Raw genomic sequence first — 25,745 nt, forward strand, 5'->3', positions numbered from 1 at the left:
TTGACTCCCGTATAAATATATTTAGCTGCTATGTTATTTTTTGTTGCTAAGCAGGTAAGCTAAAATAAAAAGTAGATCCTTTCCCCGGTTCACTCTCTACCCCGATTGATCCTTTTTGTCGCCTGATAATTTCTGCGGAGATATATAAGCCAAGGCCAATGCCTGGTATGGTCTCGTTCCCACTTACCCGATAGAAGCGCTCAAAAACCTGTTGTAGTCTTTCTGGTGGTATACCCACGCCGAAGTCTTGCACACTCAGCGTCACCTGCTCATTCGCATAACTGCTTTTAACTATAATTGTATCTGAGTGGGGGGAATATTTAATAGCATTTGTCAAGAAATTAATGATGACTTGCTCTATGCGATCCTTATCGCCATGGACAGTTTTTTGGGTCTTGCCTTGTATTTCTATATTATGTTTATTCGTTGTGCGCTGTATCTCCTCAACTACGTTCGTAACCAGTTCATCAAAGGAAAAGAAATCTTCGTTGAATTGCAGCTTTCCGCCCTCGATCTTCGTCACATCGAGTAGATCGCCGATCAGTGCGGTCAACTTATTTATTTGTGCATCCATTTTACCCAGCAGGACCGTTGCTTTTTCGTCGCCGGCCCGCGCGAAGCGATTTTGTAGCACCTGGGTAAAGGCTTTGATGCTGGTAACAGGTGTTTTTAGCTCATGGCTGACAATGCCCATAAAGTCGTCTTTTTGGCTCTCAAATTGCTTACGACTGGTAATATCGCGTGTCGAACCAGCCACGAGCACAACGTTCTTATCGTTATCGAAGATTGGCACGAAGATATACTCATAGTATCCCATGATTCCCGTTGGACTGGTATAGGATGCTTCATCGATGACAATGTCGCCTGTAGTCACAACCTGTTTTATTTGTGTATGAAGTAGCGTTGCCAGCTCTTCTGGATATGGCAGTTCGTGGAAGGTCTTCCCAATAATCTCATCCAGCGTCAGGCCTAATAAATTTAGTAGTGAATTATTAGAGTAGGTAAATCTTCCCGATGTATCAAAGGTGTACACAAAATCTTTAAGCGCGGTGAGGGTAACATCAAATGCTTGCGCCTGTTGCTCGACCTGGAGTGCAAGCTGCTCAACTTTTTGTCGTGCCACGACCTGGTCTGTGACATCGTAGCCATGGGCGATGATACCGGTCCAACTATTTTTTCCGTCCTTCAAGGGTTCGTAGACAAAGTTCAAATAGTGCTCTTCAACAGGCCCATCCGGGACCTGTTGCAAGTCAATTTTCATCTCGGTTCCAATAAACGGTTGCCCGGTGGCCAGTACAGTATCTAGCAGCTCGATATAGCCTTGATCTTTGACCTCTGGAAGTGCTTCGAGGACGGATTTGTTGATAATATCGCGGTGTCCAACCAGCTGGTAGTAGGCCTTGTTTACCATTTCAAAGACATGGTTTTTCCCACGCAATAAGGCCATAAATGCGGGTGCGCGCTCAAAGATATCAGCCAATTTGCGCTTTTCCGCCTTCAACTCTTGCAGCAGAGCCTCTTGCTCTTCTTCATGCCTCTTTTTTTCAGTTAAATCCCGGACAATCCCGGTAAAGCCGCGTACATTCCCCTCCTCGTCCGTGAGAGGAAATACCAGCGCGCTGGCCCAGAACCTGCTCCCATCGTGTCTCACATGCCAGCGTTCGCTTTTTTCTTTCCCATTTTTTAGTGCGATCTGCAGCTCTTGCTCAAGCGTTTTTTCTTGCTGGTCCTCTCTATCAAAGAGTATTGCTGCATTCTGGCCTATAATTTCATTTTCAAGATAACCAAAAATATATTCTGCATTAGCATTCCACGAACTTATATATCCATCCTTGTCCGTGGTAAAGATGGCGTAATCTTCCAGGCTATTTATAATCTGGTGAAAGAAAGGATCGCTCACACGAAAACTTTCATGCTGCTGAGCGTGTGTCTTTGAATGAGGTAAGCAGGAATCATATGTGCCTGTTGCTGCAGGTTGTTTTTCTTGTGGCGAACCATCTTGAACCATTTTAGTAGCTCTTCCTTTATAAAATTAATCTCTGCGCAGTTTAATTGTTGCCGCGCCACTTTTTTCAGGTGATTGTTTCATGTCCTATAGATTTCTCTTCATTTGCCTTCTTGTTTGCCCTCTTCTATTTTTCGAATACCTATTGAAGGATTTTTATCTATGATTGATATAACTTTGAGATGGTTAAACATATATTCGCCGGGTGGAGAGCGTGGATCTCCTCCCTTATATTGAACGAACGTGCGCGTCCGCTTTTTTTGGAGTCATGCGGCTAGCTGCTAGGTGTTGGTAAGCGCAATAACCTGTGTCCTTTGCATGGACATCCGGGCCATTACCAGGTAGCGATAGCTCTATTTCTTCGAAAGGGGGAATTGCTCTACCTGTAACTACTATAGCCAAGCTGATGAGTCAAGTCAAGTAAAACAATAGGGGATAGGAGAACCATGAAGCATCTTCTCCCGCTGTGTGTTCTCTTCCCCCTGCACCGAAGAATATCTTATAGCCGTTCTTTAAATTAATAAAAAAGCAAGGCTATTCTTTCTTCTCTGGCTGCTTATTGATCTCTAGCCAGCCACTGACCAGCTTTGAGGCTTCTTCCTTCTCGATCCGGGCGCGCCCTTTTTTATCGGAGAGTGACCAATCGATTAAGCGATACGAACCTCCCAGCACTAAGACTAATCCTATAAACAATGCCAGCACAAACAGGATGCGCCAGAGGGCGGCGTTATAAGCAATGGCCAGCAAGCCAAAGAGGAGGGCCAGCCCAAAACTGGCTACTGTGATTCCCAGTACGATGTAGTTCTGCTTACCGGGTACTATTCCCATCGTAAAAAGGATGCGTTGCAACTTGTTCATGGGCGAATCCTTTCGCGTTGTAGCTCATTTTTATAACAATATGCTAATTATATAATGACATATTGTTATCTGCTTTTCAATGCAATGCTCCTGTTTCTCATTTTCCATCGTTAAATTCTCTGTGAGGAGGTTTGAGCATCTCTGAGACGCTAAACTTGTTTGCCAAATAATTGTCTGTTTTGGATCAAGTTTGGATCAACTTTTCACTTTTCGGTGACCGCTCTTTTCTCCTATACTTACGGCATACAGATCTGTAGCCAGTTGGGTGGGATCGGGCTACAGCCGCTATGCACGAAGCGCACAGGGATGGGCGCAAGTGTGGGGGTGTTTGTGCGCTGCGCTGCATACGGTGGTTCTCCTGGGGAAGAGAGATCTATGGTTCTCAAAAAGGTGGAGAACAGAGGCAAATGGTGGCAAGGAGTTAACATATGTCTGTTGCTTCAGTAAATTTGATAAATCAACATGGCATGGCTGATATTCAGAAGGTCTCCTGGGTTGTGCGGGCCGCAACCAACTCTGTAGAAGATCAACAATATCTGACCTGTATGTGTTATGTGTCGGCTTTTCCGATGCGGCCTTACCCTGTTTATCGTCGCGGCGAACGGGTAATAGAGCGTTTACCTCAGGTGTATCCCTGGCGCTGTGAGTGGGGGCGCCCGGGCGATAGCGCGTTCCTTGCCGTTGATAGCGTCACACAGAAGCGGCTCGGGGCGGTCTGGTGTCGTCTTTTTTCTTCTAGCTATGATTTTGTTCCAGGTTTCTATGATAGCAATGTTCCAATTATGGCGATTGCTGTAGACGCGGCTTATCGGGAGCATGGGATTGGTGGCTTATTGCTGCGTGTGCTGAAACAGACCGTCTATCAACAGGGATATACGGCCCTCAGCCTTGCGGTTACTGAAAAAAACCTCGCGAAATTGCTCTATGAGCGGCATGGATTTAAGGTTCTTAGCGAGCAGTCCAGTCCTGGCTTGATTACTATGTCTGTCGATCTAACTATTCCGCCGCACAGCCAACCGCCACTCTACTTTTTTTAGCTCTGCATCTATCCGACCTTTTTATGGTATAAAAGGAGAAGCGAACTGCATACTTAAAAAAGAGCATTCCCAAAGCGGATGCGACTTCAATATATCTATGAGTACTTTTTGTCTTAAAAGAAACTAATGCATATGCTATAATCAGGATGCGGTAAGTGTTATTGGATGATAACAAGCATCCTGTTATCATGTTTTTAAATAGCATTATGTAAAGAATAAAATGACGTCTAAGACAAATAAAGACTCTGTACATTCTCTGGCTTCACTGAAGCTTTTTCATGATCTGGTCACGACCGCTCGCCGCAGGACTGGCCGCTTGCAAAAGGAACTGGCGGATGCCCTGAGCATTGATGCGCAGGTGCTGAGCCGCAAGCTGCATGGGGCCAGGAAGTCTTTTCCAACCCATGCCGAGGTGAAGCAAATTGTGAAGGTATTGGCGGATTGGGAGGCCATTACTACACGGGCTGAGGCTGTCCAGCTCCTTAGTGTGATGGGCTTAAAGGCGGAGAGTTTCTCTGAACAGGATTGGGTGTCTGCGCCACTAAATAAGCTTGAGCTTGCCCCGGCCCAGATGAGTCCATCCAGTACCGTGCCTGCCTTGCCATTGGTTGCGCAGGCCGTTCCTCTTTTGCCAGGCCCTACCACCGCCTTGATCGGACGTGAATATCAGGTAGAGCTGTTGCTGAATCAGCTGCAGCAGGACTCCGTGCGCCTCCTGACGCTCTTTGGGATGGGTGGAGTTGGGAAGACCCGGTTGGCATTGGAGGTGGCGCACGCGGTCCAGCCCGCTTTTGCCGATGGCGTCTTCTTTATCTCCCTGCTCTCCCTACGCGAGGCTGCCCTTATTCCTTCAACGCTGGTGCAGACGTTGCAGCTCAATGATCCGGTCGCAGAGAGGAGCACGGATAAGCAGGGTCCTTTTTCGCATGAAGAGGTGCTCAAAAATTTTCTGCGCCACAAACAATTGCTCCTGGTATTTGATAATGTGGAACAAATTCCAGATATCGCCCCTTTTATTAGCAACCTGCTACAAAGTGCTCAGACGATTAAGATCATGGTCACCAGCCGGGTCTTGCTGCACCTGTATGGGGAATATGAGTTTGACGTTCCACCGCTGACCATCTGTACCTCTGATCAAGTAACCAACCCAGCTGCGTTTGAGCAGTTTGCCGCTATCCGCCTCTTTATTGAGCGGGCCCAGGCGGTCAACCCTGCCTTTCGCATGACACAACATAATGCCGAGACCATCTCGCGTATTTGTACGCGCCTGGATGGGCTTCCCCTGGCCATCGAGCTGGCGGCTGCGCGCTCTAAAGTGTTGCCGCTGTCCAAAATCTTACAATGGCTGACGGATGGGACAGGTCAGACCTTTCTGCGCTCTACCGCGCATAATATGTTGCAGCGCCACCAGACCCTGCAGGCAACGCTGGATTGGAGCTATGAGCTGCTGCCTCCCTCGTATCAGGCTCTCTTCCGCCACTATGGCGTCTTCGTCGGTGGTTGGACCCTGGAGGCGGCGCAGGCGATCGTGTTGCCTGACAACCAGCCAGTGGACCTCGCTGACGTACTTGAGCAGATGGAGTTCCTGATCGACCAGAGCCTGGTGAAACGGATGCGGCTGGATGAGATGTCCTCTGAGGAGAATACGGAGCCACGTTTTCATCTCTTAGAGACGATTCGTGAATATGCGCTGGGACAACTGGATGCGGCTGGCGAGCGGGCGCATGTGCAGCGGCGGCATGCCAGCTATTACCTGGACCTTGTCGAGCGCAACGAGTCCCGTTTATCTGGCCCTGAGCAGCTTGCGGCGATGGCGTTATTCTTTCACGAACAGGGGAATCTACGGGCCGCACTGGCCTGGGCTACCGAGCACGACGAGAACGAGATCGCTTTGCGCATAAGTAGTGCCCTGGGACGGTTCTGGGAGGCACGTATGCAGTTTCATGAAGCTATGCGCTGGATTGATGTTGTGTTCAATATGCACGCGGATTCAGCGTTAACCGCTCGGGCCAAGCTGCATATGGGAGCTGCTCGCCTGGCCCTGTGGGAGATTGGCTATGGGCGTGCCCGCGAACTGGCCCAGGAAGCCCTGACGCTCTATGATAAGGCTGGCAATCGGGCTGGCAGAACGTGGGCCCTGTTCCAGATTGGTGATAGCTGGCTGATGCAAGGTGACTATAGATCGGCGAGCCCCTATCTGGAGGAATGTTTACGGCTCCTTCATGAGCAGGAGGATTGGCGCAACTATGCCTTTACCTTGAGCCGGTTGGGGGCCCTGGCGACCCTGCAGGGCAATATTCGGCAGGCGCGCCTCTGGCTGAGTGAAGCCATGCAACTGCTACGTGAATATAATGAGCCCGGCGTACTTATTATTACGCTGGTTACCTGGGGATACTCGCTTTTGTCCAGGGGAAATGGGGTCGAGCTGCTCTTATCTGCGTGAGGGCATGGTGCTGGCGCGCCAGACCGGCAATCACTACATGCTGGCCGCCGACCTGTTGGCCTTTGGCTGCGTCCTGGGCCGCATGCACGGGCCATCCTACACCGCCCACATCTGCAGCGCCGCTGAAGCGCTCTATGAGAGCCTGAACTCTACCGTCCCGGCCGCCTACCGCTCAATTTATGACGCCAATCGTAGCCGAATGCAGTCCCAGGTCGAAAAGGCAACCTGGGAAATATGGTGGGCCGAAGGTAAAGCCCTCACCCTGGACGAAACCTGCACGCTTGCCACTTCCGCCAGCGAAATGATGTACCGTCAATAACGAAAAGCCAGGATTGGCCGAGAGCAAGAAGCAAGGGCTCTTTGCCAATCCCGCTGTATCAAGGGTTAGGACTGCTTCTGGTTATAGTGGTCCAGGGCCTGTTGCAGGAAGGCCCATTCCTCGGAACTATAACTATAGGCACCCATTGGTCGCTCGCCCTGGGGAAGCTGGTCGTGGTTCTTCCACCATTGCTTGAGGCCGGTGCTTACATCGGCGTCGCCACGCGTGAACTGGCCGATCAACTCGCTATGCTGACGAGCCAGGGCCTGTGCATCAGGACCCGTGGGGTCGGCGCCCTCGGCCACCAGGCGGCGTAGCTCTGTGTATACAGCGCTCCACTGCTGGTTGGCGCGTTGCTGATCCTGCTCGGTCCAGTTCTGGCCCCACGCAGCGATTTTCTGGGCCGCCTCTGGACTGTAGGATTTCTGCGAGATTTCTGCCATCTTTTGCTGCTGCTCAGGGGTCAGGTAATTGTTGACCCAATCTTTATTTTGTTCCATTTGCATCACCTGGATCACATTGACGAGGGCTTCCCAGTTGCCCTGTTCGTCATGTAGCAGCGTCTCCGCTTTCTCGATTGCCTGGATGACCGCTTCCAGTTGTTTACGCTTCTCGCGCATCATTGCCTTCTGCGTCGCCAGCGTCTCCTGCAACCGCTCCGGATCCGTTTGCAGGCACACCTTAATCTCATCCAATGAGAACCCCAGAAACTTCAAGGCCAGAATCTGCTGCAGGCTCCCCAGATCCTCATCCGAATAGAGCCGATGACCCGCCTGCGTATAGCCTGAAGGCGAGAGCAGGCCCACCTTATCATAAAACCGCAACGTCCGCGCAGTCACCGCGGCCTTCTGCGCAAACTGACTGGTCGTATACTGTCCTGGCTGGTGCTGCTGTTGATCCAAGTGCTTCCTCCTTTCAATTGGCAGTATAAAGTATGACGTTACGTCATACGCAAGCCCTTATCCCACCAATTTTTGGCCTGCCTGAATTCTTATAATGATCAGGGTCTTCAATTGAAGGAACGCAGCAATAACTTATTGCTGCCTATCAATATTCAAGCAATGAGCGTATATTTAAATATAATAACAATTTAAATGCGTTGGGTATTAACATAATGAAGGAAGGTCAGGGATGGAACCAGGATCAAAACCGCCAGTTACTGTTTATCTAGTTTACGCCCAGAAGGATGAGGCGCTTAAACAAGAATTCGAAGACTATCTTGCTATTATGCAACAGAATCAGCTTATCGTGGGCTGGATAGAGCGCCAGATCCAGAATGCTTTATGAGGATGAATACAGCAATAAACAAGATCTGTACGTGCGGGGCTTGCCCCGCTTTATCCGTTCATGATCGAAAAAGTAGCAATAATAATGTTATGCGTCGAATTAATTATCCGCATAGCGTTGTTTGTTAATTTTTCATGCAGGAACGGATTAAGCGGGGGCAAGCCCCGCACGTACAGATCTTGTTTATGCGCGCTCGCTGATGGGCTGGGCCGTTGACGTTTCAGGCTGCCGCTTCGCAAGCCGTAGGCCAATCGCTGCGCTGATTATGTACCAGGCCAGGGGTGCGATCAACAGCATGACCCGGTTGATGATGCCGTCATGCGGTGCGTTCTGGTTTCCTATTATGCCCGCGACCGCAGCGGGGTCTAGCAGATTGATCACGGCGATGCTGGTAAAGGCGCACAGGGGAATACCGATGATGAGGCTATAGATGCCGTAGCCGCGCCACCCTCGCGTGAAGAGGCACTTTATACCCAGTATGAGCCATCCGATGGTGAGCGGCAGAAAGACCATGTCGAAGGCGATCTGGTGCATTATGGCCGGCCAGGTAAATTGTGGACCCAGGAAGGTATTCGGGATGAACAGACCAGACATGATCCACCCTATATCGGAGAGTATCAGGAAGACGCTAGCGGCATAGAGCCAGCCCTGACCGAGAATTGGGCGCATGACCCGCATATAGCCCACTAAGAAGACTACGAGCAGCAGGCCAAAGATAATAAAGTTGGCTTGCTGAACCCAGCCGTAGGCCCCGACTTCTAAATAGCTGATCGCTTCATTGTCGACCGAGTAGCCCGGTTTCAAAAATCCATCGATCATAAAGGTGGCTGCGAAGAGGATGGGGGCGATAATTCCGGCCCATAAGAGCCCTCTGGTTCTTCCTCGGCTAATAGATACTGAAGGGGTTCCAAAAGCTAGCATGTTTGCTGTCTCCTTTCAAGATGACAACTACTGCTTAAAATGCTTCGCGTGAGAACCGATAGCTTTGCTTTATTTAGCGCGATCTATTCAACAGAGGAATTATAACATATTCAATAGGAGAATTGCTATCTAATTTAGCGATATTTTTTGCCCGCAATGAAGCCAGAGGAGAAGAACTGCGTGCACAGTTCATGATTTTTGTGGCGTGAGGGCCGATCTCCAATTGGAGGTCGGCCTTCGGATGGGAATCAGGCCAGGGTGCCTGTGTTTCTTGGGTGGGTGGCGGCGAAGCTGGTGATGGCGTCCGCTGCCTGGCGGTAGCCGCCGCTGTTGCGTACGGTCTGTTGCATGGCCTGGACGTTGGCATGGATGGTTGGATCGCTATGCACGCGCTCAACGGCCTGCTGGAGGGCGGTGACGCTGATCTGGTCGGATTTGAGCATGGTGCCCAGACCCAGTTCGCTGACGCGTTGGGCGGTGATACCCTGTTCGGGCTGCTGCGGCACTACGATCAGCGGCACGCCGTAGTACAGGCCCTCCATGGTGCTGTTCATGCCGCCATGGGTGATAAACGCGCTGCTCTGCTGCAACACTTCCAACTGGGGCAGATAGGGGGCGACTTGAAAGTTAGCCGGTACAGGACCCAGCGCCGCGATATCGATGCGCGTGCCGTGGGCCATGACTACGTGCCAGGGCTGGTTAGCGAAGGCCTCAAAGCAGGTGCGGAAGAAATCCGGCTGATTGTTCATCACGGTCCCCAGCGAGATAAAAAGGGTTGGCTCTTCCTCGGAGGAACGTTTAAGCTCAAATGCTGGCGCATCCTGGCGTAGCAGGATCGAAGGACCTACGAAGACGAAGCGCTCGTCGAAGGTGTCCCCACCTGGCTGGAAGGCACGAGGGATGAAGCAGATATTCAGCTCCTCATTATGGGTCCAGATATCAATTGGTCGGATACCGGGGATGCCATAGCTGGCACACAGCGTATCCAATTGTTCCTGCAAGGCCGCCACGTCGCCGCCCATAGGTGATTGTCCCTGCGCAGGTTGCCCCTGGGCAAAAGCTCCCATAGGCGATTGTCCCTGCCCAAATGGTCCTCTACCCATCATGGCGGCATTCGGGACATAGCTGGGGCGGAGCAGGATGGCCGGAACATGGAGGATCTGGGCGGCCAGGTAGCCAGCCGGACACATGAAATCATAGATAATACAATCGGGCTGCTCCTCGCGCAGGCTGTCCACTACCTGGGGTAGGATGACGGTACTCATGCGCAGCAGCATACCCATGAGATGGGATATATTGACCCCCTGTGGGCGGATCGCACCCTGTGGTGGCTGCAACTTAGGGGTCTCGAAGCGCCGAAAGCTAGCTCCGGTTCTCTCGATGGAGGCTTGAAACTCGTCGGTCAGGTAATAAATGACCTGGTCGCCACGCGCCACTAATTCCTGTGCCACCGCCAGCGTGGGATTGACGTGTCCATAGGCAGGGGCATTCAAAAAAGCATACTTTGTCATGGTGAATATTATCCTTTGTGGGTGGGCATATCGCAGGGAGGGGTTGCTTCAGGATAAGATGGCGGGTTGAGCGCGGCCACAAAATCTTCTAACAGACCGATAAGCTGCTGGCTCTTCTCTTCCCCCAGCGCGGCCAGGCCGCTGTAGAATGGCCCCCGCTCGTCGCGCCGGGCGACATGCACCAGCAGTTCTTTGCCAGCCTCTGTCGAAGAGAGCGGTGTACGCCGTCGATCCTGTGGATCACGCTCGCGCTGGACCAGTCCCTTGCGCACCAGAATCTCGACCGTGGGAGCCAGCGTCGAGGGATCGAGTCCCATTTCGCGACTCACCTCGCCTAGCGTCAAGGTGCGCTCATTAATGCGCAGCAGGACCAAAAATTGGTGCGGCGAAAGGTCCGAGCCAGCCTCGCTCAGGTGTTGCATCAACTCTTGCCGCGCGGTCTTCATCACTGTACCGCATAGCCTGCGCAGGGCATCCGCCGTTGCCGCAGCTGAATCAACATTTCTCTCCATCATGCCCATCCTTTGTAAGTGTTCTTGAGCTTGTTTGGTATGGCAAATGATTTGCCATCCAAATTATATCTCGCCCGGACCCCCCATGGCAACTTACTTGCCAGATCTAGCTATCAGGCATGTGGTTCCGTCTCAGCCTGCCGCGCTGTTTCGGAGGAGGAAGCAGGTATGAAGGGGATGCTAAAGGTAAATGTGGAGCCCTCGCCCTGGTGACTCTCTACCCAGATGCGGCCGCCTTGCCGTTTGACGATCTCCGCCGAAATATAGAGGCCAAGCCCTAGACCGGGGAAGGTTTCGTGCTCGGCATCTGTGACCCGAAAGAAGCGGTCGAAGATATGCGCCTGCTTCTCTTGCGCGATGCCAATCCCGAAATCCTGTACGCTGATGGTGGCGGAATCTGCATTTGCCCGCAGTTTCACCAGGACCGTGTTCGCCTGGGGTGAATATTTGATGGCGTTCGAGAGCAGGTTGGTTAGCACCTGGCCGATGTGTTCTCGATCGCTGTAGATGAGATGAGAGATTGTGCCCTCGATACGGATTTGGTGCCGCTCTGTTGTGCGCCCGACCTCCTCGACGATTTCTTGCACCAGGGTATCCATGTCAAATTGTGTGTCCCGCCACGGCAGCTGGCCTGACTCGATTTTCGTGCTGTCCAATAGCTCGCTGATCAGGTTGATCAACTTGTTGACCTGCATCTCCATCGTGGTCATCAGGGCCGCGGTGCGCTCATCGCCTGCTTTGGTGAAGCGGACGCGCAAGACCTGAACATAGCCTTTGAGGCTGGTGACGGGGGTCTTGAGCTCGTGGCTGGCAATGGCCAGAAACTCTTCACGCTGCTCCAGGAGTTGTTGTTTCTGCTTTTCCGCCTCTGCCTGTTTGCGTGCGGTGATGTCCTCCATTGCCAGCAAGATCAGTGGGCTACTGTCGATGCGGTGCGCATTGAGCAGCATGGTCTTGCTACCAAGGCCGGGAAACGTGTGTTCCATCTCATAGTCCGTGATCTCATGATTGGCGGGCAGGATCTCTTCGAGTAAGGTGCGTAGAACAGCATTGTTCCAACTACCCTTTGCCAGTTCATAGAGCAGGTGTTGTTCTGTTTGGGCCGGCGTGGTCTGGAAAAACTGGTAGAACGCCTTATTGGCGCTCCGCACATACAGATTGCCATCCAGCACGATGAGCGGCTCTCGTATGGTTTCGACAATAGCTTCCGCGTAATTACGTGCCTCCTGGAGTTGCTTATTGCGCACCTGCAGTTCCTGGTTGATGACGAGCAGTTCTTCATTGCTGGCCTGGATCTCTTCTTTAGAGGTCTCCAGCTCTTCATTGAGGCTCTGCAACTCCTCGTTGCTGGACAGAATCTCCTCGTTGGCCGACTGCAATTCCTCATTGGCGGCCTCTAGCTCCTCAACGATGGTGCTCATCTCCTCATTTCTGTTGGCAAGTTCGCGCTCTAATTGCTGGATGCGCCGCTCCTTCTCCCCACGCCTCGCTCGTGTTGCTGCTCTCCCTCGGCTGCTAAGGGTGCGCTATCCTGTGTAGATAGGGGAGTCATCTCTGTAAAGAGGATCAAGAAATAGTGGTCCCTGGCTGAAGTCCGCATAGGAATTACTTCGATCGTGACCTCGCGCAGATTACCATACTCGCCCATCTGGATGCCTTCTTTTTTCACCGGCTGTCCGCTTTTTTTGGCTTTGGCAATGATGGTGCGCAGATCGAGCCGCAGGCTCTCGCGAGCCATCTTAAAGAGATTAAGGCTGGCCCGACCGGTTGTTGGTTCCAGGAACGGGGTTGTGTGGCCGTGAAATTGTATGATTTCCATCTGGGCATCGATTACTACGCTGGCCGGGGCATAGCTGGCTAGCAGGCGATCCGTCTCTTTCTGCAGATCAAACTCTCGACCCCCATCATTGTAAGGCATAAGATTACCCTCCTCGCGTGGAGTGGGTTGTTTTCTACTTGCCGCCGTATGCACATTGCCTGGAAATGGTGATCGTATGCTACTCGTTTTTTGCATATACAGCGGTCCGTTGTGCTCCCCCACAGGTCCGAAGAGATCGGAGGCATTTCCAATGGTTTCGGAGGGGCCGAGCAAGAGAAAACCGTGCGGATTGAGCGCATAGTGGAAGGTCTGCATGACCTTTCGCTGGGCGGTTGCTCCTAGATAGATCAGCAGATTCTGGCACGAGAGCAGATCGAGGCGCGAGAACGGTGGATCGCTGAGCACATTATGGCGGGCGAACACACACAGATCGCGCACGCTCTTGGTGATCTGATATTGGCCATTGGTGCGCTGAAAGAACTGCTCAAGACGAACAGGCGAGAGATTGCCGACCGCGCTCGGGGAGTAAGTACCCGCTCGGGCGATCTCTATCGCCTGGGCATTAAGGTCGGTGCCAAATAACTGGATAGGAATGGTGAGCGAACGTTCCACCAGAAACTCCAGCAGGCAGATCGCCAGGGAGTAGGCCTCCTCGCCGGTTGAACAGCCTGGTACCCATACTCTGATGGGTGTCTGTGCGGATTTCGTCTTCACGAGTTCTGGAAAGACCTCACCTATGAGCCTGGCAAAGCTGGCAGGCTCGCGAAAGAAACTGGTCACGCCGATTAGTTCATCCTGGTATAATGCATCAACTTCAGCGGGGTGGTCGGCAAGATAACTCAGATAGCCGCTAAAGCTGTCTATCTGTTGCAACACCATGCGGCGCAGGATGCGCCGCTTGAGCATCGTGGGCTTGTACATGCTGAAATCTACCTGCGTCCGGCGGCGCAATACACGCAGAATCTGCTGAAACCCGCGCTCATCTTCTGAGCGGGCCTGCCCCGAACCTGCGGGATCGCCTTATCCTCGTCTGCATCCACCACCTGCACCTGGCGCAGATAGGGATGATGACTCATCCTGGTGAGCTCTTCGGCGATCTGTTGGGGTGAGCCGATAAAGTCGACGCAGCCAGCGTTAATCGCGCTCTGGGGCATACTGGAAAAGGTGGCTGTGGTAGACAATTGGGCCAGGGTGATGCCTCCCTGCTCCTTAATAGCCTGGAGCCCGTGCGTGCCATCGGTACCCGCTCCTGAAAGAATGACCCCGATCGCTTGCGATGTTTGACTTTGGGCCAGCGAACGCAAGAACGTGTCAATGGAGAGGTGCTGCCCCCCGTGTGGGTTTGCGGCACAATTGTAAGCATGCCATGGGCGATCGACATATCGGTGTTGGGCGGAATAACGTATACATGGTTAACTTCGATGATCATGTGGTCACAGGCCTCGTTGACTTCCATCGGGGTAGTGCGCGCCAGCAATTCCGGTAGGAGGCTTTTCTGTGTGGGGGATAGGTGTTGCACCAGGACATAGGCCATACCTGTAGAGGCTGGTAGCTCTTTCAATAATTGCGTGAACGCTTCCAGCCCACCAGCAGATGCCCCGATCCCCACGATAGGAAAAGATGGGGACTCAGGCGTTTTCATCGCATTCACCTGCTGTATATTTTTGTCCAATGTTCGTACCCTCTTCCTGAGCGGAGTAACGTAGTTTATATTTTTATGTCACACAATCATTTGAACGACATACCCCCGAATGGCTGAATATTAGCAGAAACGCATGCTCACTGCAATACATCTGTACCTCATCTATTGACATGGAAAACGTTGAACTTTGCACGCAACACCACATATGGCACGTATGCCGCCAATGAAACGTTCCAGATACGCAATATCGCAAACAAAGGTAACAACAATCTCAGGCTGACGCATTAAGCTTTATCAAAAGCAACAATAAAAAAGAATTGTACGTGCGGGGCTTGCCCCCGCTTCCTCCGTACCTGCCTGAAAAAGTAACAATAATAACATTATGCATTAATGAAATAGCTGTTATTGTTACTTTTTCGAAAAGAAAGGTCAAAAGCGGGGACAAGCCCCGCACGTACAGATCTTTGTTATTGTTGGTTAGTAGGCGACGCCGAAGCGTTGGCGCTTAAAGCGGGGATTTTCGACCTCGTCGAGGATGGCGATGGCGAAATCTTCGGCTGAGATGCGGCTCTCGCCTTTCTCGTCGGTGATGAGCTGGTCGGTGCCTGTGCGGTAGCTACCGGTACGTTGGCCGGGGGAGATGAAGGCGGCCGGACTGACGTTGGTCCAGTCCAGGTTATTGGCCGTTTTGTAGATTTCCAGGGCGTCCCGATGGGCGCCGGCGATCTCTTTCCAGCCCGCGGGAAACTCGGGGGTATCCATCAATTGTAGGCCAGGCGCCACCTCCAGGCTGCCCGCTCCACCAACGGCGATCAGGCGCCTCACGCCGGAGCGGTCCACGCCGTCGATCAAGCTGCGCGTGAGTTTGAGCAGGTTCTCCGGCGACCCACTCGGCGAGGGGCCTAGCGCGCTGACAACCACATCAGTACCGGCTACCGTCTTTGCCACGCTATCGGCATCGGTAGCATCGCCAGGAACCACCTTCAAGTTTTGGTGGGCAATGGTAAAGCGGGCCGGATCGCGTACAATCACGGTCACATTGTGACCACGCTGCAATGCCTCGGCCAATATACGCTGACCAACCATGCCAGTGGCGCCAAATAAGGCAATATTCATCTTAACTGCTACTCCTTTTTTACGTTATTCTATGTAGGAATTAGTTGGCTAAAAGATCTGTAACCTCTTACAGACAACTCTCGACCATTCACCATCTTACAAGAGGATTATTGGTCGAAAGTCGGGTAGCAGTATGGAAGGGAACGAGTCGCCTCTTATTTATAGCGCCGATCCGCTGGCCGCTTCTTGCCAGAGATAGAAGCGGCTAGCGGATCGTTTTTTATGCCAGCTGGACATTGAGGCGGCGGGCGCGGGCACGGGTGCGCAGGATCAGCCAGCCCAGGCCGAGCGTGATGACGAGCAGGACCGGCAGCCCGGCTTCGGGTCCATAGACGCCGCCCGTGAGCCAGTCGGGGCCATTGGGCTTGAGCTTGATTAATGTTCCTCCATGGATGCTGATGCCGCTGACCTGCATGCCAAAGATATTGCCCTCGGCCCAGTTCCAGGCTGCATGCCAGGCGCAGACGCCCCAGATGCTGTTTTCGAGCAGGGCATAGAACGCCAGGAAGAGTGAGCCGGCAACCAGTACCAGGGCTGAGAGCAGGTTATAGCTGCCTGCGTGCGCCGGGATGTGTAGCAGGGTAAATAGTATGGTTGAGAGCGCGATACCGACCCAGGGGCGGTAGCGTGCTCCCTGGGTGGGGAGTACCCAGCCGCGTAGCACCATTTCTTCGCCGGGCCCCTGGATCAAGAAGGCGGGCAGGATGATCAGGATGCCGCCAATGGCTGACCAGCCTACCTGTCCCGGAGGGTCCATGGTAGGCGTGGCGGCCCTAACAGCCAGAGGAGCCCCATCGCCAGGGCAAACATCAGCAGGCCACATAGAAAGCCCCGGCCAAATTTCAGCCACGCTCCCTGTCTTTGAAAACCAATGGTCCAGAATGGCCGGCGCTCATAGAGCTTGACCCAGAGTGCCAGCGCGCCAATCACTGCGGCATATTCGAGGCCAACCTGGATCAGGGTACTCAGCGCCTGCAGGCGCACATCTGAGCTAATGGTCCAACTATGCAGGAAAGGTTCGATCTGTAATAGAAGGAGAATCAAGTAGACCAGTACGATACTAGCTAGAAAGACAACACACATAACCAAAGCAACATACCAGGGAGGGAGACGCTTGCCGAGACGGGCCAGGGAGAACAGGGTCTGGCCTGCCCGCTCTGTTGAATCTGAAGTGGATTCCGAAAGCATGGCACTCCTTTTAGGAATTGTGATCTAGGAAATTGCTATCAAAACTTTTATATTCGGATACTTAAGTGTATAATACAATAGTGGCGTCGCACACTCAAGGTGTTTAGAAGAGCATATTCGTACAATATACTCTTCTCACTGTGCATCTGCTTTTTTTCTGCCCTGATGATTCTGGCGCAGGTAGGCGAGATATAAAGATCTACCGATCAATATTGTAAAGAAGAAGATGGCTTACTTACCACCTTTAAAAAGAATTTACAATTATTGTGATATTTTTTTGATCTTTTCGCCTTACATATTGGTGTATACTGATATTTTAATTGAACTACGAAAGACGTAAATGCATGAATAAGACACAAGCTCCGAGCGCCAAACAGGGTCGCCGCGAGAAACAGCAACGCCGTGAGGCGGAGCGCCTGCTTGAACTGAAGCGTAAACGCAGAACAACCACTGGTCTCGTTATCGGCTCCGCAGTGCTGGTGGTTGCGATCATTGGCTTCTTTATCTGGGTGCATATTTTAAAGGCAATGGTGCATCGGCTGCTGATAGTAGTTCAAGCGCGAGCTCCTCTAGCTCGTCTCCCTATGCTCCTTTGAATGGCATCTCCTGTGATGCTTCGGAGCAGCTGGCATATCACATCCATGCCCATCTATCGATGTATATCAATGGTCAACCGGTCCAGGTGCCACAGAACGTTGGCATTGCCAGTGACCAGTCCTGTATCTACTGGCTGCACACCCACGACACCAGCGGCATTATCCACATCGAGTCGCCGACCCAGAAGACCTATACCCTGGGCAATTTCACCCAGCTATGGGGCAGCGTTTCCCGAACCTGCAGTATCCTCTAGAGTTGGACCAAAAAACCAACTGGCAGGCCTATGTCAACGGCAAACCCTACAGCGGTGATTTCCATAACATTCCCCTGGAGGCCCATACCCTGGTTACCCTGGCCTACAACTCGCCCGGCATCACCCCCGACACCACCTACGCCTGGCAGGGACTCTAGCCTTTAGAACGCCCAAAGAATGAATCGCACGCGCGCCCCGTGAGGGGCGCTTTTTTTAGGCCGCGCCGAGTTGTTTGTCCATGCCTTTGAGGGCGGGATTGATCAAGAGCGATACGGTGCAGGCCAGGTAGATGCTGCCAAAGGCGATGATGCCCGGGATGACGCCAGCCCATTGGACCAGGTAGCCAGCGACCAGGCCTCCCAGGGGCATGCCGAAGGTGACGCCGGCGGCCAGCGCACCAAAGACGCGGGCACGCATCTCGACCGGTACGATTTCTTGTTCGACGCTGGAGAAGATGGGATTTATGGGTCCGATCAACGGGCCCGCTACAGCGTAGGCCACGATCATAATTGGTAGCGGCCACATCAATACCAGCGGCACAAAGCGCAGGATGGAGGAGATGGTGAAGCAGAGCCCTAGTGTGAGTCTGCGCGGCAGGCGGTGACCGATCCAGGCAAAGAGCAGCGTCCCGACAAAGGCGGCTCCTCCAAAGGCCGCGATCAGTGAGCCCAGGGCCAGGGCGCTACCGAAGATCTCTTTGGCGTAGGTTGGTTGGATGACGCCAACCATACCCTGGTCAAGCATGTTGGTGATCATGACCGTAATTACGACGGCCAGCATGATTGGCGTGCGGCGAATAAAGACCAGTCCCTCTTTTAGTTCCGCAAGGTATGAGCCCTTTTTCTCGCTCGCCTTGCGCACCGGTGGCGTGTGGGGGACGGCCCAGGCCAGCAGGATGGCGGAGAAGAGGAAGGTGGCGCCATCGATCCAGAGCAGGTTGGCGGTGCCGATAAAGATGATCAGGATACCGGCCAGCGGTGCTCCAATGAAGCCGGCGACCCGGCGTACACCATCATAGAGCGAATTGGCGCGCTCCGCCGGCATCCTCGATTGCTTGATCAGGTCGGGTAAGAGCGCATAGCGCGCCTCGCTCCCGGGGGTCTGGAGCAGGCCGGCCAGAAAGACCAGTAGCTGGAGCTGCCAGAACGAGAGGCCAATCGTGGCATAGCACAGAGGGATCAAGGCGACCGCGATGCCGCTGGCGATGTCGCCGCTGACACTGGTGCGCTTATAGCCCAGCCGATCAATCAGCAGGCTGCCGACGAAGGACGAGATGACCACGGCCAGCATAAAAGAAAAGGCCGTGATACCGGCTTTGGCCGCGCTGCCCGTGGTCTGCAGGACCAGCCAGGGGATGGCCAGATTCATCAGGACGTCCCCAACGAACGAGCAGACGTTGGCGATGAAGAGCGCCACAATTGGAAGCAGCCTTTTTTCCTCTAACGGGGGAAGCTGCTCGACGAGCTCTGCCTGTGGATTGCTGGTGCTCATGCCTGCCCTCCCGCGATCTGTAATATCTGGAAGTTTTCCAGCGAGGTCACGATATCGATGCGGGCGGCGCTGGTGACGCTCTCATAGCTAGAAACCAGGGCGCGCCCACCTGCTGCCTCGATATAGTGTGCGGGCAGTGCGCGGATGCGTGGGTACCTACTATGGAACTGCTTGAGCTCAGGCAACAACAGCGCCAGGTGTTCCAGTGAGCTATAGCAACATGATTGGCAATGCTCGCAGTACAGATAGACGATCGGCGTGTCGCGCTGGCGCATCCAGGTCGCGGCCATGTCCGGCATCCGAAAGCGCAGTGGCACCGGCCGCTTACACTCGCAGCAGGGGACCGAGCCAGTATTCAGGGCCGTTCGATAGTATTGGTGGGCCCAGCTATTCATGCGTTTCATGGCCGGCTTATAACTTTTAAGTCCGCGCAACGGCTCAAATCCACTATTAGTGGAGAGGAAGTCGTTCTCTTCAGGACAACAGCCTGGACACTTCAAATGGAACTCAAGCTGCTCTGGCTTGAATTTTCCCAGCAAGCGATGTTCCCCACACAGGTAGCACCATATCGAGGTCTGCCCCAGTTATCGTATTCGACCGGCGTGTAGGCTGAGGACTCCAGGCTCAACTCGTTGGCCAGCACCTTGCGCAGGGCTAGCTTTCCACGCTGCAGGCGCATCGAGACCGCATTGACGTTCATCCCCAGCAGGGCCGCGATATCGGCCAGCGAAGACTCGCGCACATAGCGCTCTAGCAGCGAGGTGCGCGTTTCAGCCGGTAGCAACTCCATTGCCTGATCCAGCAGGGCCGCCAGCTCCTGGCGCTCCAGCTCGATCTCCACATCGAAGTCCGCCGTCAATGTCTCGGCCAGCGTTGAAAAGCCCGCCTCATCCAGGGCCGACACCGATAGTAAATTGGCCGTATCATGTTCCTGTTTGCGTATCCAGCGCAGGCACACATTGCGCGCGATCCCACTCAACCACTGCGGAAACTTCTGTGGGTCCTGCAAATTATCAAGGTGGCGCCAGGCCTCCAGCAGTGTCTCCTGCACCATATCTTCAGCGACCACCGGGCTACCTGTAATCCTTGTACACAGTCGCAACAGGCGCGGTCGCTCCGTAGTCAATATCTTCTCTACATCCTGTAGCATGTCCTCAAATTTCTCCATTAACTACCTTCTCCTGAACAGTCTAACATTCTATTACTTCTATGTCGCGGACTTCAGGTAAAGTTACACGTAAAATTCCGGCCAATTTTCCAGTTTGCCAGCATTAATTTGGAATTTTGCCCGCAACAGTATTTTTTGTATATTGGATTGAATATATTGCATCTATTTTTGAGTTAATCGCGTGAAAAAATAGAGAGGCACTAAGTAAAGTGCCGCCTGAAAATTGTGTAAGGCCATAAAAAATATGAAATAGGGAATTTCATCGAAGGAGCGAGTACCATGTCAGTTGCACCATCACCTACAGTAGTAGGGGTCTTCAGGGATCGATCCGCGGTTGAACAGGCAATAGAGGCATTATATCGAGCTGGATTTGCACAGGATCAAATCCGCTACTCAGTTCCTGGTAGTTCCGGAAGTTTTTTTGATGATCTCAAGAGCCTATTTACCGGCACCAGCGCTGAAGCAGGCAACCTTATCAATGATCTTACTTCTATGGGGTTGTCGAATGAAGAGGCCGCTATTATTCCAATGAATATGATAATGGAAATATTGTTCTGGCAGTAAATTCTTTAAATCGTGAACAGGACGCTTTAAACGTTTTCCACCAATACGGCGCTTATGGCGTCTATAATACCCAGCAAGCGGCTCAACCCGCGAACACTGCTGCTACTTATGCCGAGCAGCCAGCCGCCTATGCCGAGCAGCCAGCCGCTTATGCGCAGCAGCCAGCATCTTCAACCTGGGATGAGGATACCGAGCCCCGCCGTCCAGTGAATGAAGAGCAGCAGAGTGAGCAGCCTGTGGCCGCTGACTATGCTAACAATACCTACACTTCACAGGACAACGCCGCCACTCCTGAGGATGTGGTTGACCAGCAGAATGCCCCTGTTGACAACGTCACTTCTGAGGATGCAGTTGACCAGCAGAATGTACCTGTTGACAATGCTACTCCTGCTGAGCAGGCTGCAACCGATGAGTATCAGACCGCTCCAGAGCACGTGCAGACAGCGGACAACTATCAGGCCGCTCAGACCGATACCGCTGCACCTGAGTATGCCGCTGAGCATGGAAATGCCATCGAAGATGAGACCACTCGCCCGTTTGCTTATGACTCCCAGGCCAATACATATGGTACACATGATGATGTGACCGCTTCGGAAGAGCAGGCCGCCCAGGAAGAGCAGGCTGCCGAGGATAATACAAGTGCCGACGCTAATGATGCTAACGCCTACCCAACCTCGACCATCCATGACGGAACAGTTGTAGACAATGCGACCAACGAATACACGACTGCGCCGGATAATACGGTTGATCACGAGCAGGCTCAAGCTAATTATCAGCAGGCTCAAGAGGATTACCAGCAGGCTCAAGAGGATTACCAGCAGGCTCAGGCTGATAACTCGACAGCTGGATATGCACCTGCCGAGCAAACAACCTCTGCTGACACAACTACACCTGAAGCAGTGGCAGCGGACCAGCAGGCTCCAGTTGATACCACTACTCCCGAGTCGGTAGCCGCTGACCAGCAGGCTCCAGTTGATACAGCGACCCCCGAAGCGGTAACGCCTGTACAGGATGCCTCGCTGAATACAACTGAGCAGGCTACACCTGTGGATACAGCTGAGCAGGCTACACCTGTTCAGGACCAGACAGCCACACCCGCGACGGCTGCCTCCCTGCAAACAGAGAAACTGCGCCTGCTGCAGCAGCGCCTGGAGACCGCCCAGCAGCGTCTGCAGGAGTCCAAAGCTCAGTTGCAGGCCGCCAAAGAGCATGAGACCCAGTTGCAGGCCGTCAAACAGCAGCTAGATGCCATTGAGGCTGAACTGCAAAAGAATGAGGCCGAGCTTCAGGAGACCCATTCCCGCATCGAACAATACTATTAATTGAAGTCCGTCTCTAATAATAATCCCGTCAATCCTTCCCGCTACCGGCCAGGGCTTCGCAAAAGTCAGAGTAACCAAGCAAGGGCCTCCTCTGGGTGAGATGCAAATCGCCGGATTTGACGAGCCACATTGGAAACCTGATGCATATCCATCAAGGAGAGCACGAGCGAGTTGAGTACGGCAAGCATTTGAGCGACAGGAGGAACGCGAACGCCACATCGGTCTTCTCCCAACGTCACATCACGGCGCCCATGGAGACGATTTTCCACCGCCCAGTGGTCGCGGATGAGGCGGAAAAGCCGCTGGATCGAACACTGTTCTCGGCTCAAGGTCGTCAATCCGTACACGACCTCTACGCTCCTTTTCTCTGCCGTCTTGCGTTCCCGTTGTAATCGAAAGACCTGCCCAACTTCTCCCCATTCTCGATCCAGAAACTCGTTGAGGTCCGGTGAGGTGAGCAGGTGGCGCCGCTCCAGTCGGCCATGACCTTTTTCGACCTGTTCATAGGAGTGCCAGGTGCTTCGATCAGCGTGTGGATCTTCGAAAAAGAGTTCCAGATCCTCTCGAGTCACGGGCGTATTGTCTTTGATGATCAGAATCACCTCTCCTCCTGCCCGTTTTACCATGCGTCCAAACGCATGATAACTTTGAGCAGCATCGACGGTGAAAATGCGCCCTTTGCAGAGCACTTCGGTCAACAGCGGCTTGAGGGCACTGACTTCATTCTGCTTGTCGGCAATTGGACACTGATGCAAGACAATTCCTGTTTGCACTTCATACACATGCAACACATGCCTCTGCGGCTTTTCTCCTCCATAGCTCTGCTGACCGGTTCCCCGCAACACTTTGCCATCAATGGCCACATGAACAGCGCGCTGCTCTGCCAGCATCGCGAGACGACTGGGTTCGTCACCACATCGGCTTTCTGCCTCCTGCCGTAGCAACCAATCTCGAAATCGTTCATTGATCTGCTGGCTCTCCAACCGAGCGAGCGCATATTTGTACGTATTGGCACACGGCATACGCTTCCACTTCACGTTCAACTGCTCGCGCAGCCTCTCTCCTTGGTCTCGCGCCCAATCGCTGGCTCCCAACAGGCTTTTCATCCCAGCCAGTTTGGCCAGGATCAGCACGATGAGCACGTCCGCTAACGCATATTGCTTCCCTCGGCTGCCCGCTGATCAGGGATCTGCGCACAGATGTCGTACAACGAACGCAGATGCGATGGGCTTACTTCTTGAATGGTCTTGCTTTCCGTTTTCAGTGTGCTATATTCCATGCAGAGTCTTTCCTCGAATGACCTTGATTTTTTTTTCATTCTACTGGATTGACTCTTCTTTTTCACCTCCCCCGGACTTTTGCGAAGCCCTGCTACCGGCGGGAGGGAATTGACGGGATTCTTGCTTTTATGCTATGCTGCGAATAGTATTTTAGTGATCATCGATAAGGACAGGCACTTTGTCTAAATATACATTATTGATGCAAACAACAATAGTTGTTGGCGTGATTGCCCATCCTCCCGGAGCAGCCGCTACTCTGGCGCGCTAGCGAAGGCCGGGATCAACCTGTTTACCTTCACGTATAACCTTTGAGCATCACTTGCTATTGGTGCTCGCTAGATTATGCTTTGTTTCTGCTTCCCATTAGCCTCTCGCTTGCCTTCCTGATATATACGATATATATCCGATACGGTGCAGCGATGTGTGATTGCTCCCCTTCGTTTGGCGCGCCCCATTTCCTGAATACATCCTCTTTGAATCTGTTTTAGCGCGCATACGAAGGGATAACTATGCTTTATCGCTACCAAAAGCTGCGGGCGCTGTATGGCCGCCGTTTGCAGCTGATCAATCGCAATTACACGTTTCTGTGGCTGGGACAGAGCGTCTCCATCATCGGCGATACCATCTTTGATACGGTGCTGGTCTTGTGGGTCGGGACCCTACTGCGCAACGAGAGCTATGCTCCCCTGGCTGTGAGTGGGGTGGGACTGGCCGCAGCCCTGCCCGCGCTGCTCCTGAGTCCTTTTGCGGGTGTGCTGGTGGATCGCTGGCCGAAGCAGCGGACGATGCTGGTCATGGATGCTCTGCGTGCCCTGCTCGTTTGTTGTTTGCTACTGGTCACTGGAGCGCTCCCCGTGCCATTGCTGGCTGTGCCGGGGTTGCCGCTGCCCCTCAAGTTGGCGCTCATGTATATAGTCGTCGCGGCCGCCAGTAGTTGTAGCCAGTTCTTTAACCCATCTAACATGGCCCTGCTCGGCAAAATTGTGCCGGAGCAGCAGCGGACGCGGGCCTCCGCGCTGAGCATGGGGACCGGCATGCTCGGTTGGACGGTAGGGCCGGCCATCGCCAGCGTGCTCTATGCCAGCTTCGGTATTGGCTGGGCCATCGTCTTTAATGCCATCTCGTTCGGCTGGTCCTGGTGCATGATTCGGCAGATCCGCGCTAGTGGGCCGCGACTGAGTGACGAGGTGAAGCGAGTCCAGAGTCACTTCTTCAAAGAGCTTTGGGAAGGCCTCAGCTTCATCCGTGGCAATGCGCTACTATTCAGCCTGCTACTGGCAGATTGTGGCTGGCTCTTTGGCCTGGGCATCGTCAACACGCTCTGCCTCTTCTTAGTCACCGGGAATCTGCATGTTCCGGCCAGCCTCTATGGTCCATTCTGTGCCATACCAGCGGCCGGTGGTATCCTGGGAACCTGGCTGGTTGGTCGCTATGCCTCCAAAGTCGGTGAAACCAGGATCTACAGCTATGCGGTCCTGGTGTCAGGAGCTAGCGTACTCTTTATTGGCTGGCAGAGCAGCCCATGGCTGGCCTTGCTCGGCTTCTTCATCGCCAACGTCTCGAACATGCACGGAGCCGTCGTAGCAGGGCCACTGATCTTAAAGGCGACGCCCGAGAAGCTGGTCGGACGCATCTTCGCTGCCCGTGGGACCGCCATCATGGTCAGCTCCATGCTCGCCACCTTCCTGAGTGGCTACCTGAGTAGCACGTTCATGCGACCGCTCCACATCAGCCTGTATGCTGCATCTTTTAACGCCATCAACGTCCTCTATATATGTGCAGGCTTCATCATCTTGCTTAGCGGCTGCTATGCCTGGTGGCGGCTGGCGCGGAAAGGATAGCTATAGTTAAAGGAAAGGCGTGCCCTGACATCCTCATAGTGCTGGAGAGCGTGTATCATACAGACAGAGCCGCTATGGGGATGTCCCCTTTGACTATAGATTGATGGATCGCTAGTGAATTGAGATAACGATTATGTTAGAGAAACAAGATCAACCAACCGGGGAACAGGACAAGCAGTCGCGCTGGACCAGTGCGCAGGTTACCAATCACCTCGCCAATGAGCGCACCTTCCTGGCCTGGATTCGCACCGGTCTGGCTACCATTACGATTGGCTTTGTGGTGGCGCGTTTCGGTCTTTTCCTGCGCGAACTCGGCTTCAAAAGCCAGCCTGTGCCACTGGTATCCTTGCACTACTCCATGCTCTTTGGTGTGGCCCTGACCGTGCTGGGCGTTGGCACTATCATCGCCGCCCTGCGCAACTTCCTGCGGGTGCGGCGCGACATCGACCAGAACGCCTTCCATCCCATGGCCGGTTCAGCCGTTGTCCTCACCATCTTTGCCAGCGTCATCGGCCTCCTGCTTGCCATCTACCTCTTCCTTACCTCCTGAGCCGACTTCCTTGAGAAACTT

28 protein-coding genes and 1 pseudogene are annotated in these 25,745 nt (G+C 53.3%); 11 read left to right on the plus strand and 18 right to left on the minus strand.

Going from position 1 to position 25,745, the window contains the following annotated elements; translation table 11 throughout:
- Window positions 1–46: 46 nt before the first annotated feature.
- Window positions 47–2,008 (minus strand): PAS domain S-box protein, encoded by a 1,962-nt coding sequence (locus tag EL645_RS23990; protein ID WP_126552912.1) that lies wholly within the window; start codon window positions 2,006–2,008, stop codon window positions 47–49.
- A gap of 531 nt (window positions 2,009–2,539) precedes the next feature.
- Complete coding sequence (locus tag EL645_RS23995; RefSeq protein ID WP_126552914.1) at window positions 2,540–2,863, minus strand: hypothetical protein; 324 nt, start codon at window positions 2,861–2,863, stop codon at window positions 2,540–2,542.
- 428 nt (window positions 2,864–3,291) lie between these two features.
- On the opposite strand from EL645_RS23995, the gene EL645_RS24000 reads away from it, so the two are divergent.
- From EL645_RS24000 to EL645_RS24010, 3 genes are all read left to right on the plus strand, one after another.
- Window positions 3,292–3,900, plus strand: coding sequence for a GNAT family N-acetyltransferase (locus EL645_RS24000; RefSeq protein WP_126552916.1), 609 nt, complete (start codon window positions 3,292–3,294; stop codon window positions 3,898–3,900).
- A 220-nt stretch (window positions 3,901–4,120) separates the two neighbouring features.
- Complete coding sequence (locus EL645_RS24005) at window positions 4,121–6,343, plus strand: ATP-binding protein (RefSeq protein ID WP_126552918.1); 2,223 nt, start codon at window positions 4,121–4,123, stop codon at window positions 6,341–6,343.
- Window positions 6,315–6,662 (plus strand): hypothetical protein, encoded by a 348-nt coding sequence (locus EL645_RS24010; protein WP_126552920.1) that lies wholly within the window; start codon window positions 6,315–6,317, stop codon window positions 6,660–6,662. Before EL645_RS24005 ends, EL645_RS24010 begins: the two co-directional genes overlap by 29 nt.
- Window positions 6,663–6,727: 65 nt before the next feature.
- Here EL645_RS24010 and EL645_RS24015 read toward each other — a convergent pair whose 3' ends face one another.
- Window positions 6,728–7,564: a MerR family transcriptional regulator gene (locus EL645_RS24015; protein WP_126552922.1), complete on the minus strand. Its 837-nt coding sequence runs from the start codon at window positions 7,562–7,564 to the stop codon at window positions 6,728–6,730.
- Window positions 7,565–7,793: 229 nt separating this feature from the next.
- Here EL645_RS24015 and EL645_RS39515 point away from each other — a divergent pair, with 229 nt between their 5' ends.
- A complete protein-coding gene (locus tag EL645_RS39515; protein ID WP_161977642.1) occupies window positions 7,794–7,949 on the plus strand; it encodes a hypothetical protein in 156 nt (51 codons plus the stop codon).
- A 183-nt stretch (window positions 7,950–8,132) separates the two neighbouring features.
- Here EL645_RS39515 and EL645_RS24020 read toward each other — a convergent pair whose 3' ends face one another.
- From EL645_RS24020 to EL645_RS24065, 10 genes and pseudogenes are all read right to left on the minus strand, one after another.
- Window positions 8,133–8,870: a DUF998 domain-containing protein gene (locus EL645_RS24020; RefSeq protein WP_126552924.1), complete on the minus strand. Its 738-nt coding sequence runs from the start codon at window positions 8,868–8,870 to the stop codon at window positions 8,133–8,135.
- A 248-nt stretch (window positions 8,871–9,118) separates the two neighbouring features.
- Window positions 9,119–10,381 carry a macrolide family glycosyltransferase gene (locus tag EL645_RS24025; RefSeq protein WP_126552926.1) on the minus strand — a complete coding sequence of 421 codons (1,263 nt, stop codon included), beginning with the start codon at window positions 10,379–10,381 and terminating at the stop codon, window positions 9,119–9,121.
- Window positions 10,382–10,389: 8 nt separating this feature from the next.
- Window positions 10,390–10,896, minus strand: coding sequence for a MarR family winged helix-turn-helix transcriptional regulator (locus EL645_RS24030; RefSeq protein ID WP_161977643.1), 507 nt, complete (start codon window positions 10,894–10,896; stop codon window positions 10,390–10,392).
- A 110-nt stretch (window positions 10,897–11,006) separates the two neighbouring features.
- Window positions 11,007–12,314, minus strand: coding sequence for a sensor histidine kinase (locus EL645_RS24035; RefSeq protein WP_126552930.1), 1,308 nt, complete (start codon window positions 12,312–12,314; stop codon window positions 11,007–11,009).
- Between the two features lie 29 nt (window positions 12,315–12,343).
- Window positions 12,344–13,633 carry a CheR family methyltransferase gene (locus tag EL645_RS24040; RefSeq protein ID WP_126552932.1) on the minus strand — a complete coding sequence of 430 codons (1,290 nt, stop codon included), beginning with the start codon at window positions 13,631–13,633 and terminating at the stop codon, window positions 12,344–12,346.
- An 8-nt stretch (window positions 13,634–13,641) separates the two neighbouring features.
- Entirely contained in the window at window positions 13,642–14,016 is a 375-nt protein-coding gene (locus EL645_RS44485; RefSeq protein WP_161977645.1) for a chemotaxis protein CheB, read from the minus strand.
- A 53-nt stretch (window positions 14,017–14,069) separates the two neighbouring features.
- Window positions 14,070–14,354, minus strand: a pseudogene (locus tag EL645_RS44490) (chemotaxis protein CheB); the annotation flags it as partial.
- A 477-nt stretch (window positions 14,355–14,831) separates the two neighbouring features.
- Window positions 14,832–15,470 carry an NAD(P)-dependent oxidoreductase gene (locus tag EL645_RS24055; protein WP_126552938.1) on the minus strand — a complete coding sequence of 213 codons (639 nt, stop codon included), beginning with the start codon at window positions 15,468–15,470 and terminating at the stop codon, window positions 14,832–14,834.
- A 220-nt stretch (window positions 15,471–15,690) separates the two neighbouring features.
- Window positions 15,691–16,227: a CPBP family intramembrane glutamic endopeptidase gene (locus EL645_RS24060; protein ID WP_161977646.1), complete on the minus strand. Its 537-nt coding sequence runs from the start codon at window positions 16,225–16,227 to the stop codon at window positions 15,691–15,693.
- Entirely contained in the window at window positions 16,206–16,658 is a 453-nt protein-coding gene (locus EL645_RS24065) for a hypothetical protein (protein ID WP_126552942.1), read from the minus strand. The genes EL645_RS24060 and EL645_RS24065 overlap by 22 nt, the downstream gene beginning before the upstream one ends.
- A gap of 344 nt (window positions 16,659–17,002) precedes the next feature.
- On the opposite strand from EL645_RS24065, the gene EL645_RS24070 reads away from it, so the two are divergent.
- From EL645_RS24070 to EL645_RS39520, 3 genes are read left to right on the plus strand one after another with little or no spacing between them, the layout of a single operon-like run.
- Window positions 17,003–17,254 (plus strand): hypothetical protein, encoded by a 252-nt coding sequence (locus EL645_RS24070; RefSeq protein ID WP_126552944.1) that lies wholly within the window; start codon window positions 17,003–17,005, stop codon window positions 17,252–17,254.
- 59 nt (window positions 17,255–17,313) lie between these two features.
- The gene (locus tag EL645_RS24075; RefSeq protein WP_136625277.1) at window positions 17,314–17,508 is read left to right on the plus strand and encodes a hypothetical protein; all 195 of its coding nucleotides are present in this window, start codon (window positions 17,314–17,316) and stop codon (window positions 17,506–17,508) included.
- 2 nt (window positions 17,509–17,510) lie between these two features.
- On the plus strand, window positions 17,511–17,666 hold the full coding sequence (locus EL645_RS39520; RefSeq protein ID WP_161977647.1) for a hypothetical protein: 156 nt from the start codon (window positions 17,511–17,513) through the stop codon (window positions 17,664–17,666).
- Window positions 17,667–17,721: 55 nt separating this feature from the next.
- On the opposite strand, the gene EL645_RS24080 is transcribed toward EL645_RS39520, so the two are convergent.
- Genes EL645_RS24080 through EL645_RS24090 form a run of 3 tightly spaced genes read right to left on the minus strand, consistent with a single transcriptional unit; the run spans window position 17,722 to window position 20,167 of the window.
- Entirely contained in the window at window positions 17,722–18,999 is a 1,278-nt protein-coding gene (locus EL645_RS24080; protein ID WP_126552948.1) for an MFS transporter, read from the minus strand.
- A complete protein-coding gene (locus tag EL645_RS24085) occupies window positions 18,996–19,538 on the minus strand; it encodes a hypothetical protein (RefSeq protein WP_136625278.1) in 543 nt (180 codons plus the stop codon). Before EL645_RS24085 ends, EL645_RS24080 begins: the two co-directional genes overlap by 4 nt.
- Window positions 19,496–20,167, minus strand: coding sequence for an RNA polymerase sigma factor (locus tag EL645_RS24090; protein ID WP_126552952.1), 672 nt, complete (start codon window positions 20,165–20,167; stop codon window positions 19,496–19,498). The genes EL645_RS24085 and EL645_RS24090 overlap by 43 nt, the downstream gene beginning before the upstream one ends.
- 279 nt (window positions 20,168–20,446) lie before the next feature.
- Here EL645_RS24090 and EL645_RS24095 point away from each other — a divergent pair, with 279 nt between their 5' ends.
- Window positions 20,447–20,731 carry a hypothetical protein gene (locus tag EL645_RS24095; protein WP_126552954.1) on the plus strand — a complete coding sequence of 95 codons (285 nt, stop codon included), beginning with the start codon at window positions 20,447–20,449 and terminating at the stop codon, window positions 20,729–20,731.
- 206 nt (window positions 20,732–20,937) lie between these two features.
- A complete protein-coding gene (locus EL645_RS24100; RefSeq protein ID WP_126552956.1) occupies window positions 20,938–22,053 on the plus strand; it encodes a hypothetical protein in 1,116 nt (371 codons plus the stop codon).
- 65 nt (window positions 22,054–22,118) lie between these two features.
- Here EL645_RS24100 and EL645_RS24105 read toward each other — a convergent pair whose 3' ends face one another.
- Together EL645_RS24105 and EL645_RS44495 are read right to left on the minus strand one after the other, a co-directional pair.
- Window positions 22,119–23,195, minus strand: coding sequence for an ISAs1 family transposase (locus EL645_RS24105; RefSeq protein WP_246035453.1), 1,077 nt, complete (start codon window positions 23,193–23,195; stop codon window positions 22,119–22,121).
- Between the two features lie 5 nt (window positions 23,196–23,200).
- Window positions 23,201–23,332: a hypothetical protein gene (locus EL645_RS44495; protein ID WP_281276359.1), complete on the minus strand. Its 132-nt coding sequence runs from the start codon at window positions 23,330–23,332 to the stop codon at window positions 23,201–23,203.
- 510 nt (window positions 23,333–23,842) lie between these two features.
- On the opposite strand from EL645_RS44495, the gene EL645_RS24110 reads away from it, so the two are divergent.
- Both EL645_RS24110 and EL645_RS24115 read left to right on the plus strand, forming a co-directional pair.
- On the plus strand, window positions 23,843–25,174 hold the full coding sequence (locus tag EL645_RS24110; protein ID WP_126552958.1) for an MFS transporter: 1,332 nt from the start codon (window positions 23,843–23,845) through the stop codon (window positions 25,172–25,174).
- Window positions 25,175–25,307: 133 nt separating this feature from the next.
- The gene (locus EL645_RS24115; protein ID WP_126552961.1) at window positions 25,308–25,724 is read left to right on the plus strand and encodes a YidH family protein; all 417 of its coding nucleotides are present in this window, start codon (window positions 25,308–25,310) and stop codon (window positions 25,722–25,724) included.
- Window positions 25,725–25,745 lie beyond the last annotated feature (21 nt).

The sequence above is a fragment of the Dictyobacter kobayashii genome (genome assembly GCF_003967555.1).
Lineage (GTDB): Bacteria > Chloroflexota > Ktedonobacteria > Ktedonobacterales > Ktedonobacteraceae > Dictyobacter > Dictyobacter kobayashii.

What these genes read in the sequence shown, in the direction of transcription:
- EL645_RS23990 (WP_126552912.1), bottom strand. Translation starts at nt 2,008, where the DNA reads ATGGTTCAAGATGGTTCGCCACAAGAAAAACAACCTGCAGCAACAGGC.
- EL645_RS23995 (WP_126552914.1), bottom strand. Translation starts at nt 2,863, where the DNA reads ATGAACAAGTTGCAACGCATCCTTTTTACGATGGGAATAGTACCCGGT.
- EL645_RS24000 (WP_126552916.1), top strand. Translation starts at nt 3,292, where the DNA reads ATGTCTGTTGCTTCAGTAAATTTGATAAATCAACATGGCATGGCTGAT.
- EL645_RS24005 (WP_126552918.1), top strand. Translation starts at nt 4,121, where the DNA reads ATGACGTCTAAGACAAATAAAGACTCTGTACATTCTCTGGCTTCACTG.
- EL645_RS24010 (WP_126552920.1), top strand. Translation starts at nt 6,315, where the DNA reads ATGGGGTCGAGCTGCTCTTATCTGCGTGAGGGCATGGTGCTGGCGCGC.
- EL645_RS39515 (WP_161977642.1), top strand. Translation starts at nt 7,794, where the DNA reads ATGGAACCAGGATCAAAACCGCCAGTTACTGTTTATCTAGTTTACGCC.
- EL645_RS24020 (WP_126552924.1), bottom strand. Translation starts at nt 8,870, where the DNA reads ATGCTAGCTTTTGGAACCCCTTCAGTATCTATTAGCCGAGGAAGAACC.
- EL645_RS24025 (WP_126552926.1), bottom strand. Translation starts at nt 10,381, where the DNA reads ATGACAAAGTATGCTTTTTTGAATGCCCCTGCCTATGGACACGTCAAT.
- EL645_RS24030 (WP_161977643.1), bottom strand. Translation starts at nt 10,896, where the DNA reads ATGATGGAGAGAAATGTTGATTCAGCTGCGGCAACGGCGGATGCCCTG.
- EL645_RS24035 (WP_126552930.1), bottom strand. Translation starts at nt 12,314, where the DNA reads ATGAGCACCATCGTTGAGGAGCTAGAGGCCGCCAATGAGGAATTGCAG.
- EL645_RS24040 (WP_126552932.1), bottom strand. Translation starts at nt 13,633, where the DNA reads ATGTACAAGCCCACGATGCTCAAGCGGCGCATCCTGCGCCGCATGGTG.
- EL645_RS24055 (WP_126552938.1), bottom strand. Translation starts at nt 15,470, where the DNA reads ATGAATATTGCCTTATTTGGCGCCACTGGCATGGTTGGTCAGCGTATA.
- EL645_RS24060 (WP_161977646.1), bottom strand. Translation starts at nt 16,227, where the DNA reads ATGGACCCTCCGGGACAGGTAGGCTGGTCAGCCATTGGCGGCATCCTG.
- EL645_RS24065 (WP_126552942.1), bottom strand. Translation starts at nt 16,658, where the DNA reads ATGCTTTCGGAATCCACTTCAGATTCAACAGAGCGGGCAGGCCAGACC.
- EL645_RS24070 (WP_126552944.1), top strand. Translation starts at nt 17,003, where the DNA reads ATGAATAAGACACAAGCTCCGAGCGCCAAACAGGGTCGCCGCGAGAAA.
- EL645_RS24075 (WP_136625277.1), top strand. Translation starts at nt 17,314, where the DNA reads ATGTATATCAATGGTCAACCGGTCCAGGTGCCACAGAACGTTGGCATT.
- EL645_RS24080 (WP_126552948.1), bottom strand. Translation starts at nt 18,999, where the DNA reads ATGAGCACCAGCAATCCACAGGCAGAGCTCGTCGAGCAGCTTCCCCCG.
- EL645_RS24090 (WP_126552952.1), bottom strand. Translation starts at nt 20,167, where the DNA reads ATGGAGAAATTTGAGGACATGCTACAGGATGTAGAGAAGATATTGACT.
- EL645_RS24095 (WP_126552954.1), top strand. Translation starts at nt 20,447, where the DNA reads ATGTCAGTTGCACCATCACCTACAGTAGTAGGGGTCTTCAGGGATCGA.
- EL645_RS44495 (WP_281276359.1), bottom strand. Translation starts at nt 23,332, where the DNA reads ATGGAATATAGCACACTGAAAACGGAAAGCAAGACCATTCAAGAAGTA.
- EL645_RS24110 (WP_126552958.1), top strand. Translation starts at nt 23,843, where the DNA reads ATGCTTTATCGCTACCAAAAGCTGCGGGCGCTGTATGGCCGCCGTTTG.
- EL645_RS24115 (WP_126552961.1), top strand. Translation starts at nt 25,308, where the DNA reads ATGTTAGAGAAACAAGATCAACCAACCGGGGAACAGGACAAGCAGTCG.